The organism is Amycolatopsis antarctica, assembly GCF_002262875.1.
In the GTDB taxonomy this organism is placed as follows: domain Bacteria; phylum Actinomycetota; class Actinomycetes; order Mycobacteriales; family Pseudonocardiaceae; genus Amycolatopsis; species Amycolatopsis antarctica.
Genome location: NZ_NKYE01000017.1, coordinates 42,731 through 63,523 on the forward strand (window position 1 = coordinate 42,731; position 20,793 = coordinate 63,523).

The window sequence follows — 20,793 nt, forward strand, 5'->3', positions numbered from 1 at the left end:
TCAGGGGGTGACCGCGAGCGCGGCGAACGCCTGGTCGATCGCGTCTAGGTCAGATGCTTGCAGCGCCGTCATCCCCAGCTCGTACACGGCCAGGTGAATCCGCACGGTCGCATGCCCGTGCGACAGCGGGTCGGCTCTGCCGGCCACCCAGGTCGTCACGCTCGCAGGCCCCGGCAGGTCCAGGTCGGCCAACCGGACAAGTTCGTTGGCGTACTCGTCGTCGAAGACGGCACTCGCGCGCAGCGCCCGGCTATCAGCGCCTGCCTGGCCGGTGTCGTAACCGGTGATCTCCACCGTCGGTGCGGCCGCCCCGCGACGCAGGCGCCACGCGGCCGCCCGCGCGGACTGCCGGGCAGCTCTACGGATATCCGCCTCGTCGGTACCGTCGAACCACACCGGCCGGATTTGGTTGGTGGCGAGGTCCGTCAACGGAATCGGTTCGGGCGTCGGCTCGCCCGGCGCGCGCACTTCCCGGAAGTGCCCGTTCCGGTCGACGAAGTGGTATCTGCTCTGCACGACGTAAACGTTGTCGGTGGCGGCGACGAGCTTGCCCAACGGACGCCTCTGGTCCCAGCCTTCCAGAAGCCGGTACGCCGAGCTGGCCCCCGCCGCCCTTGCGAAACCATCGGCCTCGCAGGACACCAGGAAGACCTCGACATCGCCGCCGAGCGAGGCGCGCCTGAAGGCCTGACTGCCGGAGATCGCGGCAGAACTCGAAGAGCCGGTCAGGTAGATCTTGTCCCCGAGGTGATGCGGGCGGTTGGTGGTCATCCGGTGGTGGAAGCCCTGGTCCGCAGTGCCGTGTCCGTCCGCGATCCACTTGCGGTGACGGTTCGCCCTGGTGGGGGCGAGGTACGCGGTTACGGGACCGAAGCCCGTCACCGGATCGCCGTTCGACGAGCGCTCGCCGGAGTAGTAGATCCGATCGGTCAGCGGATGCTCCCGTAGCGCGGCCAAAGCCATGTTGCCACGGTCGAAAGCGTGCGCGGGGAAGAATTGACCGCGTATACCGAGCTTCTCGTTCGCTCTGACATAGCTGACCAGGCGTTGCGGTCCCGGCACGATCGGACCGACCCGGCCGAAACCGTGCCCGTTCAACAGGGGGAGCCCGTTCGGGACGACGGACAGCAGGCCCAACGGGCCGTAGAAGGTCCGTGAATAGCCGGCCGCGGCGAACCCCTCGGCGAAGGTGTCGAGGCCGACGATCGGGCCCCCGATGGTCCACAACAGCACCGGCGGCTCGTCGTTCTCCACACCACTGTCCGAGCCCTTGTCGCCCAGGATCGTGCGGAGGTCCGGGTCGTCGCGCAGATACCGGCTGAGCTCGCTCGCCGACAGGTCGAGCTCCTTGCCGTCGGCTCGCGTGACCTGGTATCCGGTGGCACTGCGCCGGGCGAAGACGATCCCCGGCCTGCGCCGCCACGGGATCGGGACCAACCGGCCGTCGGTCGAGTTGACGTTCGGCAGGTCGATCGCGCCGCCGGTGGCCCAGGTTCGGATCTTGGTCAGCGTCGCCTGGTCGCCGGGGTAGCGCACGAACGGGCCGATCGGCTCGCCGGCGGGGCCGGTGATCATCGTCGTGGCCAGGTCCCCGGCTCGTGGAACCGAAACGAGTGTCAGCGCGCCGTCCGCGGTGCGGAGGTATACGTCGTTGAAGAGCTGCTGTGCCCGCAACGCACCGGCGAAGTCGAAGCCCAGGCCGCCGTAGTTGACCAATACTTCGGTTGCGTCCGTGTCAAGTACGACCGGCCGGTTCGGGTCCTCGCTGAGCAGTGCGCGCAGGCCGGGATCACTGAGTACCAGTCCGCCGACGAGGGCACCGCCCATTTCGACCGGTACGCCGTTGGACAGCTCGATCAGGGCGGCGCTACCGGTGCCGCGCAGGCCGACGACCAGGGGGTTCCACCCGTCGACAATGGCCGGAATCCTGTTGGTGAACAGGATGGCCCCGGACAACATGTCATGCCGGACCGTGGCGAGAGACGGCTTGGGACCGGGCGCGAATTCCCATTTCACGTGGAGGTAGCCGTAGTTGCCGTCGACGATCGGCCCGGCGTGGTGGTGGGAGTTCCACCAGCCGGTGATCTCGAACAGCCGCGTCAGGAACCGCTCGTTGAGCGACTGGTCGTCCTTGTCGGCAGTGGGGTCATCGGTGACCATGAGCAGGGTGGGGCGGACCGGCCCGGCAGCCATCTGCCGGAGTTCGTCGCTCGCGGCGAACCGCTCGGCCATCTCCTCCGGGGTCATCGCGGTGATGCGATTTCCGTTCACCGGGACCGTGAACGCATCGTTGGCGGCGGTGCCGGTGAACCGCACGATTCTGCTGTCAGTTGCCCAGTCGCCCTGGACCTCGCGGCGACGGGGTACTCCGTTGGCGTCGGTGTACCGAAGCGCGTACGACCGCACGCTGAGGTCGCTGTAGTCGGCGATCTGTTCGGCTACCTGGGTCGCGTACTGGTCGCTGACACGCAGGTTCAGCACGTTCTGCCGGCCCTGTGCGTCCGTCAAGGGCAACCACGAGATGTCCCGAGCGGTGACCTGGTGCGCGGGCACGAACACGGCGGGTGCGGGCGCGGCGGGTGCCGGGTTCGCTGCCGGTGCGGCGCTGCCGTTGCCTGGCCTGCCGGTACCCCCGGACCGTGCGCCTTGTCCTGCCGGCGCCGACGACTCGATTGTTTCCGGATCGGCGGAGGACCTGGCGATCGACGAGTCCGCGGGCGGGTGCTCGGTGGTGGTCAGCGGCCGCGCCTCCAGGTTCTGGCTCCCGGGCTCGGACACGAGGTGAAAATCGGCTTCGCTCGGCGGGTTCTGGTTTCCGGCGGTGAGCACGGCCGCGTGCGTCGCGCGGTACGGACCGCCCTCGCGCAACGCCTCGGCGAGCTCGCCGGACCGGCGCCGCGCCTCGTCCACGGCCACCTCGCCTACCAGCACGACGAGACGAATCGGGGTCCACGGGTCAGCAGCCAGCTCGGGTGCGTCGCGCCAAATCCTCTCGGCCACCTCACGCGCCCCCACGTTCCGGCCGTCACCGGTGAGGAATCCGTCCTCGCCGGCTTCGAGGTACAGGTACACCGGTTCCTCGTTGGACGACGTCGCCTGCCGGGAGTGCGCGAGGTAGTTCCGCCGGGCCCAGCCGTCGGCCTGCGAGCTGTCCGAAACCAGTGCCAGGCCGCCTGCTGCGTTCCCGGCAGGCGGATACCACACGCCAGGGTCGTCCAGGGCGATCGTGTGGCCGGCCCCGGCGTCATCCTGGTCGGGCAGCGCTGCCGGGGCGGAAGCGGGAGCGGGCAAGGTCGCGAACGAGGTACCGGCGCCCAGCCAGTACATTCCCTCGTCGGCGAGCACGCCGGACTCGCCATCGGCGTAGACGATCGTGCGTGGGTGGCCCGCGTTCCGGAGCAGGTCGGACACCAGCCCGGCGGTGGACTCGTCGGCCGCCAGCCCGACCAGGACCACCGGCGCCTGTGGGTCGCGGCCCACCAGCCCGCGCAGCAGTGTGGAGCCGATCGTGTCGCGCACGCGGTCGGTGTCCGCGTCGTCCACCAGGAGAACAGTCGCGTCCGGCGAGTGATGCGGCACTGGGCGCGGCTCGGAGGAGACCTGCTCCGCTTCCGAGAAGCTCACGTACGTTTCCAGCGCGTCATCGAGCAACCCGAGACGCGCGAGCACGTCCGCGTCCTCGTGGTCGCGGGAGATGTGCACGAGCCCGTGCCGACGCACCAGCGGGAGACCGTCCTCTGTGGACTCGGATGGCCGCGTGCCGGCCGAGGCCGACACCTCCACCTGCACGGCGGACTCGCCCTCGACGTGCCGCATCTCGACGCCGGACCGCGGCGACACCGACCGGCTGTGCCGCCTGCCGGACCGCGCGAGCTCGGCCTGCACCAGGGTGACCGCCTGCCTGGGGCCGTCGCCGGTCAGGTCGCCGGTGGCCCGCACGGTCACCTCGGCCGAGCTGTCGCTCTCGGTATCGGACAGGCCCCTGACGAAACGGTCCAGCCGCAGGCGATCGGCGGGCGGCAGCGTCGTCGAATCGGCAGGCACGGCCAGTTCCACCGCCTCGCCGAGCCGGTCCATCAGCGAAGTCGCCCATTCGCCTTCTGGCTCGGCAAGCAGCGGTGGCAGGGAATGGCTGGTGGCCGGTTCGTTGAGGTCGAAGTTGCCGGTGGTCGCCTCCAGCCGGGCCCGGTAGGTGTGCCAGGCGTCCCACCACGCGGCGGCCGCGCTCTCGTGTTCGGCTTCGATCGCGGTCAACGCCTCGGCGGCCCGATCCTGCCCGCGTTCGACCGCCGCACGCGCTCCGGCCAGCCGGGGCACGACGGCCGACCAGGCGTCGTCCGCCGCGGCGAACGAGCGTGCGGCCTCGGCGAGTGGCGCGGGGATCGCGTCCTGGCGGGAGCCGTTCGCCAGCACGAGTCCGTTGTCGATGGCCAGGTCGACCACGGCGGTGCGCTTGCGCGTGACCCTGGAGGTCGGCCGGGCGACGAATCGCAACTCGACGCCGGTCAGCCAGAACCCGGTCAGGCCGTCCGACGCGAGGGACTGCTCGGGCTGCCCGCTCTCGTGGTGTTCCACCTCGTGCTCGGCCTCGGACGCGACCGCCCCGGTGGGGATCAGCGGCAGCGCCGCGCCGAGGCCGCCGCCGAACATCTGCCGGTCACCGACCTGCTCGCTGCCCGCGGGCTGGCTGCCGCCGAGACCGGCGGCCGGGGCCGCCATGGCAGCCACCTCGTTGATCGACACCTCCCCCACCGACTTCTCCACCGCGCCGTCGTTGCCATCGCCGGACACCGTGGTCCGAGCCGACACGCCGGTGAGGGTGGGCACTCCCGGCGTGCGTGCGTGCAGTTCGAGGGTGATCCCGGAGCCGACCGGAAGGTCCAGGATCACGCCGGTGGTGCCGTAGCGGGTGAGCATCGTCGAGAACCGCCGGCCGGTGAGCGCGGTCCGCAGGGCTCGCCTGACCTCGGCCGGTACGACCGTGGCTCCGGTGCTCTCCTGGTATGTCTGCGCCCCCGCGTCGACCATGTCGTCCACGTCGAACTTCAGGTGGCTGACCCAGCCGTCGGGCAACGGTGCGGCCTCCCGCCATCCGGCGAGTGCCTCCTCGGACGTCTCGGCTTCGCTTCGTGACTGGGGCGGAGCCGCCGTAGCGGGCACAGTGGCCAGTCCTTCGGCGACCGAATCCTCCGGCAGGTGCAGGATGTCGACCGGCTGCTCCATCCCGGCCTCCGCGATCCGCTCGCCGTGCCGTTCGATCGCGACGGTGAACCCGACCGAGGCGCGGTACCGCGCCAGCGCACCGGATACCTCGGCGGCACGTTCGCGGACCGACCGCCGCGTCTCCTTCTTCGTCCGCCGCTTGCGCCCGACGACGACCTCACCGACCACACCGCCACCGACCAGCCCGTACGGCTCGGCGCGGGACGCGTTCTCGTCCGGTGATGGCCCACCCGCGTGGATCGCGGGCACCACGACCGGTTCGAGGCGCAACACGGTCCGCATCCAGGAACGGGCCTTCGTCCCGAGTGAGGTGATCGCCGCGGTCTTGCGCAGCGCGGCGTGGGTGAGACCGGTGAACTCCGGGGTGGCGAGCAGTTCGTTGCCGATCACCACTTCGTAGGTCTCACCGCTGCGCCGGTCCTCCAGCCGCAACGGACGCGGCGTGCCGCTGCGTGCGGAATCCTCCAGCCAGCTCTGCGCATCGGCGAGCCAGGACGAGATGGCCGCGTAGTTGTCGTGCCCGGTGCGCAGCGGCGAGGTCGGGATGAGCCGGCGGGCACGCTTGGCGCCGAGCGCGCGGGCGAGGTCCTGACGCAGTGCCGGCAGCACGGCCCTGAGGTCGACCACACCGTCGACCGCGCCGATGCCGAGCGACAGCGGTTCGCCGGGGCGCAGGAAGTCGGGAGCGGGGACGATACGGCTCTCGTCCTGCTGTTCGGCGGCCTGCTGTTCGGGCGCCTGCTGTTCGCGCGCCTGCTGTTCGGGCGCCGGGTTTTCGGTCACCGCCTCGGGCAGGTGGCGCTCCCGGGCGTCCTCCTCGGCCTGCTTGGCCCGAATGGCATCGAGCTGTGCGGTGGTGACCCAGGCGGTGACCGCCTCCGGGATGTCGAACTGCTCGTTCGCGGCTCCGGGCTCACCCGGCCGGACGAAGCCCCAGAAGTTACGCCACCTGCGAGAGCGCACCTCGGCCGCGACGGTGGCCCGCACGCCGAACCGTACGAGGTGCAACGGCTCGGGCGGCTTGCCGATCGACGTTCCGGTCGTCACCTCGGCCGAGGTGTCCTTCGACGTGCTGGCCTCCAGCATCATCGGGTCGACCTCGAACACGGCGAGCGCCCCGGGCTTGACGGTGTTGTCCGAGCTGCTCTCCCCGTCCGGCGTCACATCCTTGTAGAACGCGAAGCTGGTCATGTCGGCGGCCGGGGCGGTCTCCCACTTGTTCTCCTTCCCGCTACCGGTGGTCGACTCGGTGGTGTCGGTGGCCCTCGGCCGGTGCCAACGACGGCCGGGCAGCACCTCGACATCACGCGGCTGGAACGAGACCTCGGCGGCCGCGTACTGCTTGAGCCGCCGCCTCGGCCAGGTGAGACCGCGGAAACCGGTGGTACGGCTGAACAAACGGCGATCAGTCCGTACCGCGTCCGGTGCGAGCACGTTGTCGATGAGGGTGCTGTTGTCGGACTCCGGGAAGGAGAAGACCGGATCTCCGGACGCGCGGGTCAGCACGGAACGCAACGCGGCCCGGACGTGACCGAGCCCGTCGAAGCTCACGATCCGCATGCCGTCGAATTCCCGGGACAGGCCACGGCGCAACGGGTCGGCTGCGGCCGGGGCGTCCGGGTCCGGCCGCAGCGTCAGGCCGGGCACCTCGCGTCCCTCCGTGCGGTCGACGGCGATCGGTTCGGGCCGGTTCGGGGTGACGTACGCGGCCGGCACCTGGATGTCGGAGGCCACTCGGATGACCGCCTCGTCCGCGGTGTCCCCGGTGTTCGGATCGACGATGCCGACCGGCTTCGTCTCCGGCGTGTGCAGGCCGCGCTTGCCGAAACTGAAGCCACGCACCAGTGCGTTGTGCCGCCGGTAGGTCTGGCCGGTGAGTGTCCAGTCCACGGTGGCCGTGAAGCCGTGCCTGGGTTCGGCCGCGAGCCCGCCGTTCTCGTCGAGGGCGCCGCCGGTCTCGCGTACATCCTTGCGGCGCACGGTGGTTCCGGAGAGACCGGTCTTGGTCCAGGTGAACGCGCTGTGGATGGTGCCGACGAAGATCGCGGCCCGCTCGGCCAGCGACGCGGTGATCCGCACCCCGGCTCCGGTGCCCGCGGAGGCGACCTTGGTCGTGGTGTGCCGCGTGCCCGCGGCGTCCGATGCCGAGCCGGTCTCCGCGGCGGCGAGCTCGGTCACCTCACCGGTGTCCTGCAGTTCGGACAATGTCGCCTTGAGGGTGAACGAGACGTGGTAGTCGTGCCCCCAGCCGTTCTTGGGCATCAAGGGGATACGCAGCCCGTCGTCGGACAGCGCCCGGTCGGCGAGCAGACCCAGTTCCCGGTCGGTCAGCAGCTCGCGCAGTGCGTCCCGGCGCCGCAGCCCGTCCCGGATCTTCCGGCCGATCCTGCGCCCCGCCGCCTTGTCGTCGAACTGGTCGAGGAACCGGTCGCTGCTGAGGTACCAGCGCTTGTGCCCTGGCACCTTGCTGACCGAGTTCTCGATCATGTCGAGGACCTGATCGGCGACCTTCGACACCTCGAGCGTGGCACCGGCGAGTGCCCGGCCGGACTCCAGGGCCTCCGGGCCGTACAGCCGTCGCACCGGCGCGGTCTCCGGCTCGGTAGCCGGTTGCGTCTCGTTCCCGCGGGGTGGCTTCACCTCCTGCCACTCGACGGCGCGCACCTCGTCGGCGAAGACCATCGCCGGTTTGCCCGGAACCCGTACCTCCAGGTCGAACCGGCGCTCGACCCGCTGCGCGGTCCCCCGCCGCGTCGTCGTCTGCTCGACGTCCCCGCTCTGGCTGAGCTCCTGTTTCCGCCCGCGCTCCGCACCGCCACTGACCACCGGCCCGGCCACGATGCCGATCCCGGCCACGTCGATCCCGGGGCCGCCGACGACCTTGGCGCTCGCCCCCCGGCTCGCGTCACCGGCATCGGAACGGCCGGTGGTGAACGTGTCGGTCTCGCCGAAAGTCACCTCGTCGACGGTGCGCAGCGGGCGCGGGTCGGTGCGCTCGACCAGCCGCATCTCGACCGCGCTCGGCGTGTTGATCCAGGAGCTGAACGGGTTCTTGCCCGCGATCAGGCTCTCCGACCGGACCCACCCGCGGCCCCGTGCGGCGTCCTCGGCCGTCACGGCCATCGTGAGGTACTGCTTGGTGAACGTCGGGCCGTCGAGGAACTTCCGCAGCTCCTTGCGACCCTCCCGGCCGAGCTTGACCAGTGACGACGGCAGGGCAGCGGCGACCTTGTCGAGCAGCCGATGCTCACCGTCCCGGCTCGGCGCGAGCGGTTTGCCGCGGTAGGTGCCCGGAGATCGTCCGCCGACCTCGACGGATTCGAGGAAGCGCCGGCCGGTGCGCGGCGCGAGGTCACCGGTCTGCTCGGCGCCGAGCCCGGTGGGGATCAGCAGGTCGACGATCGGCCGTCGCGGATCGGTGGAACGCCCCACCACCACCGGTTCGCCGACCGGCCGCTGCCGCGCGTCGCGCAGGCTCAGTTCGAAACGGACGGGCACCGAGGCGGCCCGCATCGGCAGCGGAACGGTCGCGTACTGCTTGCTGCCGGCCGTGGTGCTGGTGCTGGCGCTGACCGCGTTGCTCGCGTCGGTCGAGGCCTGGCCGCTGGTGATGATGGTGAATCCGGGAGCGGCCGGGATCGGGATCAGCGCCTGGCCCTTGTTTCCCTGGTTCGCCTGTACCGCCGTGGCGATCGTGCCGCTGCCCTGTGCCCCCGCGAGGTCGGTGGGGTACCTGGCGGCGGGTCCGGTGGCGAACTCGGCCGCGTCCCAGTCGTAGAACGCCCGGCCGTGCAGTTCGTAGCGCTTTCCGTCGATCTCGATGTCGGCGGTCTTCCCGCTGCCGAGGAAGGTTCCGGTGCGGTTCCGCATGGCGGCGGCGAACTCGTCCACACCGGTGCGCTCGCCGTTCGGCAGCAGCTCCGTCAGCGCCGTGTCGAGTACGTCGGCGTTCGCCGCGACACCCTGTTGCAGGGCCAGCCCCATGCCGGCGTTGCGCAGCAGGGAGTCCGGCAGGTCGGCGTGCCCGTCGATCGCGGTCTCTTGCGGCGCAGGGGTTTCCCTGGCCGGCAACTCCGTGAGTTCGATGGCTTCGGTCCCGCCGGTTTCCGCCTGCACCGCCGTCGTGTGCCCATTGCCTACCGGCACCGCACCGCCGAAACCGTCACTCATGCCCGCCGGCGGCGGCACGACGTGGCCGCTGCGCGGTGGCCGCACGGTCGACCGTGGCGCATCCTCGGTCGAGTCCTCGTCCTCGACCGAGTAGACGCTCTCCGCCCGCTCTGCCGCGGCGTTCACCTCCGCCTCGGCCTCCGCGCCGTCCGGGAAGGACAACGGCTCCGTGCCCGGCGGGACCAGCAGCAGCTCGACCCACAGCGGATCCGCGGGCAGGCTCGCGACACTGCGCTCCTGCGGGTGCATGTCGAGGAAGACGACGCTGCCATTGGGAAGGCGCTTCACGTTGACGTAGTGGTGCCCGAAACCCTCCGATTCGCGCGCCTGGAACGCCACAACTCCGTGCGACAGGGTCGACGGATCCAGCATCAGCTCGGCGACCGAGTCGAAGCCGGCGATCGAACGGAACCGGGAGCCGAACGCCCGCTCGAGATCAATCATCTCCCGGCCCACATCGTCCGGCCCCAGGTCGAACGGCACACCGAACTCGACGGTGTTGAACGTCGCCAGCACCGCCTCCGGGCAACTCATCCAGAACGCGTGGCGGTCGGCGGAGTCCATCGAATGGTTCGCCAGGTCCGGGAAGTGCACCCCCAGGAAGTCGCGCGCACCCTGTTCGGTCTGGAACCCGGCGCCGGACACCACCCACGGCGTCGGTCCCTGGTGGAACCGCGACGACCGCCACTCGCCCCCCGCGTAGGACGAGAGGGCCATTCCCCCGCGACCGGACCGGGCGGACGGCTCGCCCGTTTCTACCGTGCCGACCCCGGTCCCGGGCGATTCCGCCCGCCCCTGGACCAGGTCGGCGATCCGCTGGACGACCGCGCGAGCAGCTCTCTCGGGAATTTGCCGACTACTCGAATCGATCTCCCGCTGCCGCATTCCGGAATTCATCAGGGCATGCGCCACCACGTCCCTCGCGTGCGGAACATTCGTACCCAGACGACGCCGCGAGGTGTTGCCGAGCCCTTCGGCCAGTAGCTGGTCGGCAAGGGCTCGCAGTCGCGCGGCCACGTCTGGGCGCACCAGCGCGTCCAGTTCCTGAGTCGCCTCTCTACCCCGTGCGGCGAGCATCTCGGCACTGGTCAGCTCGGAGCGGGGAGTGGCGCGGTAGGCGGCGGTCGTGAACTGGCGCTTCAGCGCTGCCTGTGCCCGATCGTGCCGCTCACCGATCCGGTCCCCGGCAACGGCGGACAACCTGAGATCCAGCTCGGCGGTCCTTGCCGTCCGGGCGAATCGGTCTACGTTCGCGTACGGCTCAGCAAGATCCCGATCCACGTAGGCTTGATACGCGAGCGCGTCAAGCAGCACCTGCGCTCCGGACAGCCGTTCCGACAACGCTTGCGGAGAGAGCCCGAGCGTCGGCACCAGCCACTGGAGTACCCGCAGCCGGAATTCCTCGGCCTCCGACGGTCGAAGCCCCGCCAGCAGCGCGGCGTGTGAGAGCACCTTGCTCGCATCTGGCTCACCCCGCCACAGCTCGGTCGCGGAGCCCGTCCCGTCGACGGGTGCCTCGCGCCCGGAATACACGGGCGGGATCTCTCCGCGGTCGAGGGCAGGGTCGCCGTCGCCGATCCGGTCCACATTGCGCTCTTGACTGTGCCAGTCGAGCAGGTCCCGCAGGCCGGGCACGGTCTGGTCCTCCCCGAAAGACCGCTGGATGCCCTCTCTCAGCATCTCACCCTCGTGGTCCGCACCGACCGGGTCGTATCTGAGCTTGTACGCGGTCAACGCACGAGCCTCGTCGTACAGCCTGCGCGCGAGCCCGCTCGTGCGCCAGCTCGTGTCCGCGTCCGCGCTCCCAGGCTCCCTCTGCTGCGAAGAAGGCTCCTGCACACCCAGGAAACGGCTCGCCCGGTACTCCAGCGGAAGCCAGGGCACGTCGGCGCGGACCGAGTCGAGCCTGTTTTCGGCGGAAAGCCGCGTCTCCACCCGCTCGTACGACCGCGCGACTCGCAATTCGCTTCGCTCGCGTGGGCGCACCGCATCGTTCCAGTCCTGACGCAGCCGCCTCGCCCACGCTCGCGTCTCCTCCTGGTCACCCTGAGATATCTGGTAACGCCATGCCGCTCCGATCAGCTGCGCGAGATCCACCAGACCGTCGCGCTGAGTCGGCTCGACGGTGGGCCGCGCCTCGAGCCACGCATCCTGGATAGCACGCGCCAGATCGGGATCCCCCATGTTCGATGCGATATGGCCCTGGAGACCCCGCAGCGCCTGGCCCGCCTGCGCCTCCGTCGCGTGTGGGGAGTTCGTCACCGCCTGCCACAGCCCACGCAGGTTCCGGCTCAGCAAGAGGTCGTGCGGTTCCCCCGTCCATGGTGCACGGGCTGACCAGAGCCTCCAGGTGATGCCGATCAGTTCGACGAGATCCGCCGAACGCGGCCCCAGCTCGTCCGGCCCGAACGACACACCCAGGATCTCTTCCGCGGCTGCACGGTTGGCCGTTCCAGAGCGCCGCCAGTAGTGCTGCCGCCAGGCGAGAGCGTCGCGGACGGCGTCAAGCAGGCCGGGGTCCTCTCCCATTCGCGCCAGGTGGTCCTCCAGTTCCGCGTGCGCCTTGCCTGCCTGCACCTCGATCGGCTCCGGCGAACTCGTCAAGTCCTGCCACATTCGCTGCAGGTACTGGCCCAACGGCAGATTCCGCGGCTGGCCGGTCCATGGCGTGCGAGCCAGCCGGAGCCGCCATGCCGCACCGATCAACTGAACAAGATCGTCCACGTTCTTGTAGTGCCCGGGTGGACCAAGCGCTATACCGAGAGCGTCGGCGGCCGCGTCACGATTCTCTTCGCCGAGGAGTTGATCGAGCGCCCCCCGGTTCACCCATGCCTGATCCCGCTGAGCGTTTGCGTTTGCCCTACTGAGTGCCGCGGTCCTGCCCTGCTGGTGCACCAGTGCTTCCGGAAGGCCTCGGCGGGCCACACGGAACTGCGGCTCCCAGTGCTCATGGAAGCGCCGTACCGCGGGTACGACCCGCTCCGGGTCGGTGACGTTCACGTATCGGGCATATGCGTCATCCTCGGCCGCGCCGAAGCCGGTTTCCGGCAGGATCGGCAACTGCCCGTGCGGGGTCCAGTGGAACAGCAGGTCCGCCTCGGTGCGGATCCGGGTCGAGTCCGCCCAGGGATTGAGCATGGCGCCCGGGTGGAGCGTCCCCGGAACCAGACCGGACGGATCGGCTTCGTCGATGATCCCGGCGGCCAGCACCGACACCAGATCCCGGTGTATGCGGGCGCGGTCGGCAGCGGAGAGCGTCTGGCCTTCGGGGAGCCCAGGGTGCGGCGCGGGCAGACCGAGCATGACCGCGGCGAGTTCACGCGTCTCGCGTGCTGTGCGCGGGTCGCGCGCTTCCAGCTTCGCCCGACTTTGCGCGATCAAGTCTCCGTGAGTGCGGTAGAAGGTGGCGAGCCTCGTGTCGAGTTCTCGGTACTGGCGCAGCCGGTCGAACCGCGGGAGCATGTCGGCGATCAGTCGCTCGGTGTCTGCGACGGCCTCGGTGGCACGGTTGATCCGGGCGCCGTCGTTCAGGCTCGGCCACGCGTTGGGGCCAAGCGCGTCGATTGTCTGCCGCGCGCGCTGGCCATCCGCCTGTGCGGCGAACTGGACCAGGTAGGCGTCGGTGAACAGTCTGCGCATCCGCCGCCACAAGGACCGCTGCACCAGTGGTGCCGGGCCTGCGCCCGGCGTGGACTCCGGAAGCGGTCCCATCCTGCGGATCGCTTCACGTTCCGCCCGCGCCAGTTCGTCCGGCGTGTGTTCCGGAGGCATCTTGGGCCGCAGAGCGTTCAGTTCGTTCTCTATGTCGTCACGGATGCTGGAGATCTCACCGCTCAGGCCACCCCATCGCCCGGACAGCAAACGGTCGAGCGCGTCCTGGAACGGCACGTCGGTGTGCACACGCGCGATGCCGTCGGAGTTGGCCGTGCGCTGGAATTCCCGGCGCGCCTCGGCGGTCTCTCGCCAGGCCTCCTCCTCGCCGTAGGTGTCGGCGAGGAACTCGGGTTCCGGCTGCGACGCCAGTTTGCCGGCCAGTGTCATGACCAGCCTCTGGTAGCCATGCAAGCGCTCGTTGGCCGCGGCCTGCGCGGTTTCCGGTGCGGTGTCGGTCAGTTCCAGCAGCTCGCCCAGCATCAGTTCCGCGTCCCGGCGCCTGCGCTCCGGGTTCACGAGTGGAGCACCAGCGTCGTCGCTGTCGCCGTCCGCCTCGTCACTGCCCTCGTCGACGGACATGGCGTCGTCGCTGTCCTCGTCGAAGGATACGGCGCCGTCACCGTCGTCGATGGACATCGCGTGGTCGCCGTCATCGCCGGGAGGGTCCGCGGCATGGTCGCCGGCCGGTCCCGTGAGCTGTCGCATGGCTGCCCATCGGGCCGCGACGACGTACTCCGGCTGATCGAACCGTCGCTGCAGCGCCTCGAACTCGGTACGCATCTTCGCCGCGAACTCCCGCATGGCCCGCTGCTGCAGCTGGTCGATCGACACGTGGCCCACGACAATCGCGAGCTGGTCCAGCCGTTGCCGTGCCCGGGGCGACAGCGCCGTCGATTCGAGGAACGGGACGGCGAGGTACCAGTGCCCGCGTCGCTGCCAGTCCCGGACCGCGGTGTAGCTGGCCTCGGCCTTCGCGGCGAGAGCAGATTTCACGTCGCCGGCTATCGTCTCGAGCCGGCCGCCACCGTGCAGAGCGCTCGCCTTCGCCTGCCCCAGGGCGATCGCCAGGCCAGCCACCGACCCGATCTGGTCGCTCCGCAGAGCATCGCCCAACTCCTTCGCACCATCGGCGAACCAGTTCAGGGCCTTCGCGTACTTGTCGGCGTCGAAACCCTGCGGGAGCTGGTCGCTGTCCGGATGCTTGCGATACTCGGTCAGTTTGCTCCGCAGCTTCTGTTCCAGGTCCGGCGGAATCTCGTTTCCGCCTGCGGTCAGTTCCCGAAGGTCGTGTTCCAGGTGTTCCAGTACCGGGCCGACGCTCTGATCGACCGTCCGGAAGGCCGTGACGAGGTGCGCACCGAGCCATGTGGCCCGCTGCTCGCCACGCACACGCGCCGGGTGCCACAGGTGCAGCCGGAACGCGATCAAGTCCACCAACCTACGGCGAACCAGCTGCGCCGTCCTGGTCCGGCCCAGTTCAGGATGGGCCAGCATCCAGTCAGCCTCGGCTCGCCACATGCCCAACTGGTCGCGTGCCCTGGCGAACTCGTCGAGGTACCGGTTCCTGAAGGCCTCAAGCTCCGCCAGCCGGTCCTGCTCCACGAACAGGCGCGAGAACTCGGCACGGAGTTCGTCCGCCATACGCTGTGCCGCGCCCGTGGGACGAAGCCCCCGGGCTTCGTCCGCGGCTCGGGCGGCGACCAGTTCCGTCATGCCCGCCAGTACGTCCATCTGCTCCCGTGCGACGCGGACTCGTCGGATGTTCCCGAAGCTCACAGGGTCATCTATGGCACCCCGCTGCTCAACGTCCCGCTGCCACGTCCTCGCCGCCTCGGCGGCGATTCCTGGCTCGGCGAGCCCCCATGCCTCGAGCACGGTCTGGGCGGCGACCACGATGGACACGTCCTCGGTGACCGACTTCAGGCCCGAGTTGTCGGTCAGATTCGACCAGTCAGGGGCCGGGCTACTCGCGGTCAATGCCGGGAAAGCGTCCTCGTCCGGCAGCCCGAGCAACGTCCTGGCCCGGTCGAGCGCGGCGTCCGGGTCCGGGGTGTGCTCGGTCAGCCGCTTCTCGAACCCACTCGGCCCGGGCTCGAAGTAGAGACGCCGGAACAGCTCGCGCAGCTCGTAGTCGAGTTGCCGCGCCGAGCCCGCCGGGCTCCTGCCTTCCTGCTCGTCCACCTCTCGTGTCGCGACCTGCTCGGTCATGCCACGCAGAACCGTCAGTTGTTCACCTGCCCTGGCGAAATCGCCCACGCGCCCCTGGGCGAAGCCGGGCAGCGCCGCCTCGCCGCTGAAGAACGTGGCCATCCCGAGCGCCTGGCGCGGCACGTTGTCCAGGCCCCAGCCTTCCGCAACGGCCTGGACAGCGACCATGTTCCTGATGCCCTGGCGTACCTGTGCGGGCACGTTCGGCGGAAGGTCCAGCAGCGCCTCGGCCCGGTTGAGCGAGTCGTCGAGGTCCAGCCTGCCGACGAACCTCGGATCGGCCGGGTAGGTGTGCTTGTTCCTCGACTCCCCGGGTGCGTGCGGATCGGGTTCCTGCTCGTCGAAGTCGGTTTCCACGACGACCGGTGCGGCGGCCGGGTTCACCGGTGGGGAATACAGGGCCAGGTCGAGGCCGGGTACCAGCCCCTGGGCGGTACCCACGGGAAGCTGCCGTCCGTGTTCCCGCGCCGTGATCGTCCTGACGGCGCCGACCATGGCGCGCAGGATGCTCGCGCGCTGACGTGCCTCGACGACCCTGCCCGCGTGCACCCGCACCACGTCGGTCGCCGAACCGAGCCGGGCGGCCTCGGTCCTCAACCACCGCGTCAGCTCCGCCGCGGAATCCGGACCCGCGAGCCCCTGCTCGGCCAGCACGATCTGGACGGCGACGAGATTCGCGACATCGACCTGGTCGGGCTCCACCGCGGTCGCGGGCATGCCCAGCATCTCCCGCGCCCGGTCCAGTCTGGCGTCCGGATCGAACTGCCCCGCGTCCACGTCCGCGGTCTCGGACAACGCACCCCACTGCGGGTGGTGGTCGAGGAAGATGCCGAGCGTCTCGTCGGACACCTCGTCAGTGACGAAGCGCGTGTAAAAGTCCGTCAGCGCCTGTCGCTTGGCCTGAGTTTGCGTGGGGAACTCGAAATCGAGGGCGTTGTCGGCGACGGCACGGTCGACATAGGTGAGTTCACTCGCCATGAGGTCCCTGAGCTGCCCCTGCAGCACCGCGGCCAGAACGGTGGCCCGGTTCGGGTTGGCTCCCTCGTCGACTGCGCCGAGCAGTGCATCCGCCTCGAGCATTGACGCTTCGACGTCGTCCAGATCGGTGTCGGCGATTTCGTAGAGCGCATCCTCCAGCGCGGGCCCCCAGTCGGTGACCAGTTTCGCCGCGGCGATCAGGTCCTCCTGGCCGGGCCGCGGCCCGCTGCGGACGGCGGCCCGGACGTGGTGCCTGAGCTGCCTGATGTCGCCCACTTCGACTCCGTGGGGCGGGGTGCCGATCGCCGCGTCGAGCGCGGCCATGAGCGGTCTGAACGAGGCGGCCCACTCGGTGATCGACGATGCCCCGGACGGCTGCTCGACAGGGGCCTCGGCCATATCGGCGTCGGAGGAATCGGACTCGGCATCCGTGCCGGAATCGGCGGGCATCCCGGTGGCCACCGCCACAGGTGACCGGTCCGGCAGTGACTGCGGTCCGGTGGCCGCGCCCGGTGGTACCGATGTCTCGGCGAAGAAGAGTTCGGTGAACTCCGAACCGTCGGTGCGTGGGTCGAGAGTGCTGCCGGTCTGCGGGTCGTAGAACTCGACCGCGCCGTCCTCCGGGTGGCGGTATACCGCGAACGAGTGCATCTCCGGCCGCCCGGCACTGTCGGCGACCATCGCGTGGATGACACCGAAACTGCCCGGCGGCCGGGTACGCATGTGTTCACGGATCCCAGCAAGGGAACCGAACGGCCGGTAGTCCTCCCGAGCGAGGTCGAAGACCTGATACGGATCCTGTGGCGGTGTCGGCGGAGCCGCGAACCGGGAGGGCTCGGGAACCGTGTCCTTTGCGGCGGAAGCCTGCCCGGCCGCGATCATGTTGTAGAACTGCACGACAGCAGCCAGGCAGTTGGTCTGGTACCCCTCGTATCCGCTCTCACCAGAGCGCGCCCGCCGGTAGTTCCCGGCGTTGATACGCCCCATGAACGGGAACCTGCTCGGCACCCGCGGCCGCGTCTGCCCGGCCTCGACGGGGGCCTCCCCGGTCCGTGCATCAGCAGGAGGCGTGACGGACGCCGGGCCCGCGGCCCGGTCGCCGCCCAGCCAGGAGAGCTGAGCCACGACGGCGCGTGCGGAGCCGAGGTCGAGCGTCGGTGAGCCCGGTGGCAGGCCCGCCCGGCGTGCGGATCGCAGTATCTCGTGCGCGACGATCCGCTGGGCAGTCCGCTGGCCGTCCGGTCCGCTGTCGGGCGCCTGGCCGAGTCTCCGGTACCAGTCGGAGCGCTCCAGCTCCCGAACCGCGCGTGCGGTCCCCTTGTCGCGCTCACGTTCTGTCAGCGTGCCGAATTCACGCTCCGCCTCCCGCAGTCGGTCGGCAACGCCCTCCTGAGTGGACAGGTCGTACTCGGGTTCGAACCACGCCGGTGCCAGCGCCGCATCGAACAACCGGTCCAGTTCCGCGTGCGCCGCACTCGAATCCGGCGCCTGGGCGGACTCCAGCCCGGTCAGCGACCAGATCAGGCCCGCCCGTGCCGCGCCCTCCGCGAACGCGCGGACGTTCGCCGTCGGATCGGCATCCTTGCGGTCGCGGTAAGCCAGGAACGCCAGGGCGTCCAACATGGCGTGGTTCCTGCTCCGCGCGCGCACCAGTTCGGCCTCGGTCATCGCCGGATCCGGCACCACCCAGCGCAGCGCCCGCATCCGCCAGACTTCCTGTTGCTGAGTGGACAGTTGCTGGGCAAGCTGCCCGGAGTGCCGGGTCACGGCGAGCGCCCAGGGCCGGTCGGCGATCAGTTCCGCGGGCTCGGCTGGCCAGGCCGGGCCGATCGTCGTCCACATGTCTGCGGCGAGGTCCGCGGCCGCCTGCTCGGCCGCGGTCTCAGTGGCGCGTTCACGGGCGGCCGTCTCACCGGCCTGCGGGGTCGGTGCGGTGATCGCCGCGAACAGGTCGCTGATGTCATCGCGCCCTTCGGCGTTCGGCTCCCCGTGCCAGCGCATTGCCTCCATCCACGCGTCGGCCAGACCGCCGTGGCCCGCGGACAGGGCGAGTCGACGGACGGCTTTCGGGTCCTGGGAGGCCAGGTGCGCGATCCCGTCCACGACCCTGCGCATCGCGGGCGAGGACAACGCCTCCGGCCGGGGAACCCGCTTGCGAACCGAATTCCGCCAACGGTCGAGTTCACCCGGCGCGGCCTCACCTGCCTTCGTGGCGTGCCACCACAGCGTGCTGACCACCGAGTCCACCGCGACGCGATCCTCCGCCTCACGGACGGCGTTACGGGCGAGGTTGTCGTCGGCGTGCTCGACGGCCCTGGCGAGCCGGGCGTAGAGCGCCGTGTCGGCGCCGGCGGGACGCTGCTCCAGCAGCCGCTCAGCCCTGTGCAGGTAGTCGTTCTGCGGCGCTCCCCGCCTGACGCGCGCCGCGTCCCGCCCGAACCGCTCCCGCACCGGGCGCTCCGCCTCGTGTGCGGCGGTGTGGCTCGCGTGCGCGACGGCGTCGACCATCCGGTCGTACATCGAGTCCAGTCCGGCCTCGCCGCCTGCCGGGCGCTGCCCGAGCAACCGCGCGGCCCGTCCGCGGTGTTCCTCCGGGGGTGCCGGGCGAACGGTGTCCAGTGGCGTGAGCCATGTCGCCGCGGCACGGCCCAGCGGCGTGCGCTGCCGTGCCCGGGTAGGCAAAGAACCCTCGATGCGAGACATCGCGGCGAATAGGGACCGCATGCGCGTGTGCACGTTCTCCGAAGGCGAGAAGGTGTCGTGCACGTTGTCGACGACGCCGTGGGCGAGCGCGGTCGAGGCGAACCGGCGCATCTCCTGGTATGGATCGGCCAGCTCCTGCGCCATGTACGCCTGGTAGGCGAAAGCGTCCACCAGGGTGGACAACGGCGCCTGCCGCAAATCCGCTGAGGCGATCCCGGTGTGTGCCGTGATCCAGCTCTCGACCGTGGCGTGGTATTCGCGAACTTCGGTCCGCATATCGCGACTCTGCTCGGCCTGCCAGCTCAGCACGTCCGCCCACGGTCGACGGGCGATCACTTCCTCGGATTCCACCGGCGTGTACGGCCCGAGACTCGTCCACAGTTCCATTGCCAGGTCCCGCGACCCCGCCTTTCCGGGCACGCTGTTCAGCGCCCACGACAGTCGGTCGTACACGGCCTGCCACACGGGTTGCTCATCGCCGGGACGCGGCCCCAGCAGCTCGCCCGCCAGCTTCTTGGCATTGCCGGACGCCGGGCCGCGCCTCGCCGGGAAGTGCGCGAACAGGTCGTGCGCGATGTGCGTGAGGTCCATGGTTCCGTCCGCCGGTTCGGCGTAGGACGGTGGCGGCACGTCGGTGTCCGCCGCCGGGGCGCGCTCTCCCCGGTCGGCCAGGATCATGACGTCTTGTCCGTGCCGCCGGTCGCCGACAAGGTTCGGATTCGGCTGGTGCCAGTGCAGGAGTTCGTTCAGGCCGACCAGCACCGAACCGTCGCGCCAGACCGCTCCCTCGCGCGCCGAATCGGCGAACCCGCGTGCGTCCTGTCTTCCCAGATACTCGGCGGCGACCACGGCTTCGGTCTGGTCGTAGAGGCGGCGGGCGGCATCGGTGTCCTCCCAGCGCGGCGAGATACCCGACGGGCGCGGAAGGGCGAGCAACTGCTCGGTGGCGCCCACGAAGCCGGCGATGCGAACGTCCCGCTGGGCCTCGTCGAACAGGATCTCGTTGGTCAGCAGCCCCTGCCTGAGCCGTGCGACAGCCTCCTCGGTCGGAGTCGTGGCCGCGCCGGAGTTGAACCAGGCCATCCTGGCCACCAGATTGAAAGTCGGTCTCGTCTCCGGCGGCTGCGCGAGACGGGTGGCACCAATCGCCAGATACACCGCGGTCAGTATCGGCCCGGCCGATTCCGGCAGCACTCCCACTGCCTCCTCGGCGCTCTGCCGGTTGGCCTCGTTGTCCTCGGCGGTCGTTTCCTTGCTCTCGAATTCCTCTCCCCAGACCAGATCCGCGTCGCGCAAGGACCGGAGCATCTCGGCGGCGGGCCAAGCGGGGTCCTCGCTCGTCGAGAGTTCGAGCTGGTTCCACAGCCCGTACATCGCGCTGTCGTAGTCGTCCCGGCTGAAGATGTCCGGGTCGAACGGCATGGTCTGGCGAAGCGCGCCGATGACGGCGACCAGCTCGTCCAGCTCCAGGTTCCCGGGGGGAGGAAGCTTGCTCCCCTCCGGTAGTTCGTCGCTCGGGGGCTGCTCGAGCACCTGCCGAGCGTGCCTGCGGTGGGTGAGGACATGCTCGACGGCGCGCAAGCCCTTGCCCGTCTCGGTGTGCCAGGGGCCGTTCGAGAGCGCGTCGACCACGTGCTCGACCGCGGCGTCCACTTGGTCGTCGGGCAGGGTCGCGAGCCGGTGCCCGGCCCACAAGCGTCGAACCTCCAGATCGAAGTCCTCGATGTCCTGCCGAACCTGTACCCGGATCGCGCCGATGACCTCGATCAGGCCGTCCCGGGCGGGGTGATGCGGTGCCGGGAGTTCCCCGAGGAGCCGCTCCGCCGTCGTCCGCACGTCCGCGCCGAAGCGACGACT

At 70.2% G+C, this 20,793-nt stretch carries 1 protein-coding gene (running past one end of the window); it reads right to left on the minus strand.

Annotated elements, in window-relative coordinates; genetic code table 11:
- Positions 1 to 20,793, minus strand: the 3' end of a protein-coding gene (locus CFN78_RS23190) for a hypothetical protein (protein WP_094865005.1). It continues 30,891 nt past the right edge of the window; 20,793 of the gene's 51,684 nt are visible here — the last part of the coding sequence; its start codon lies beyond the right edge, outside the window — the gene reads right to left on this strand; it ends in the stop codon at positions 1 to 3.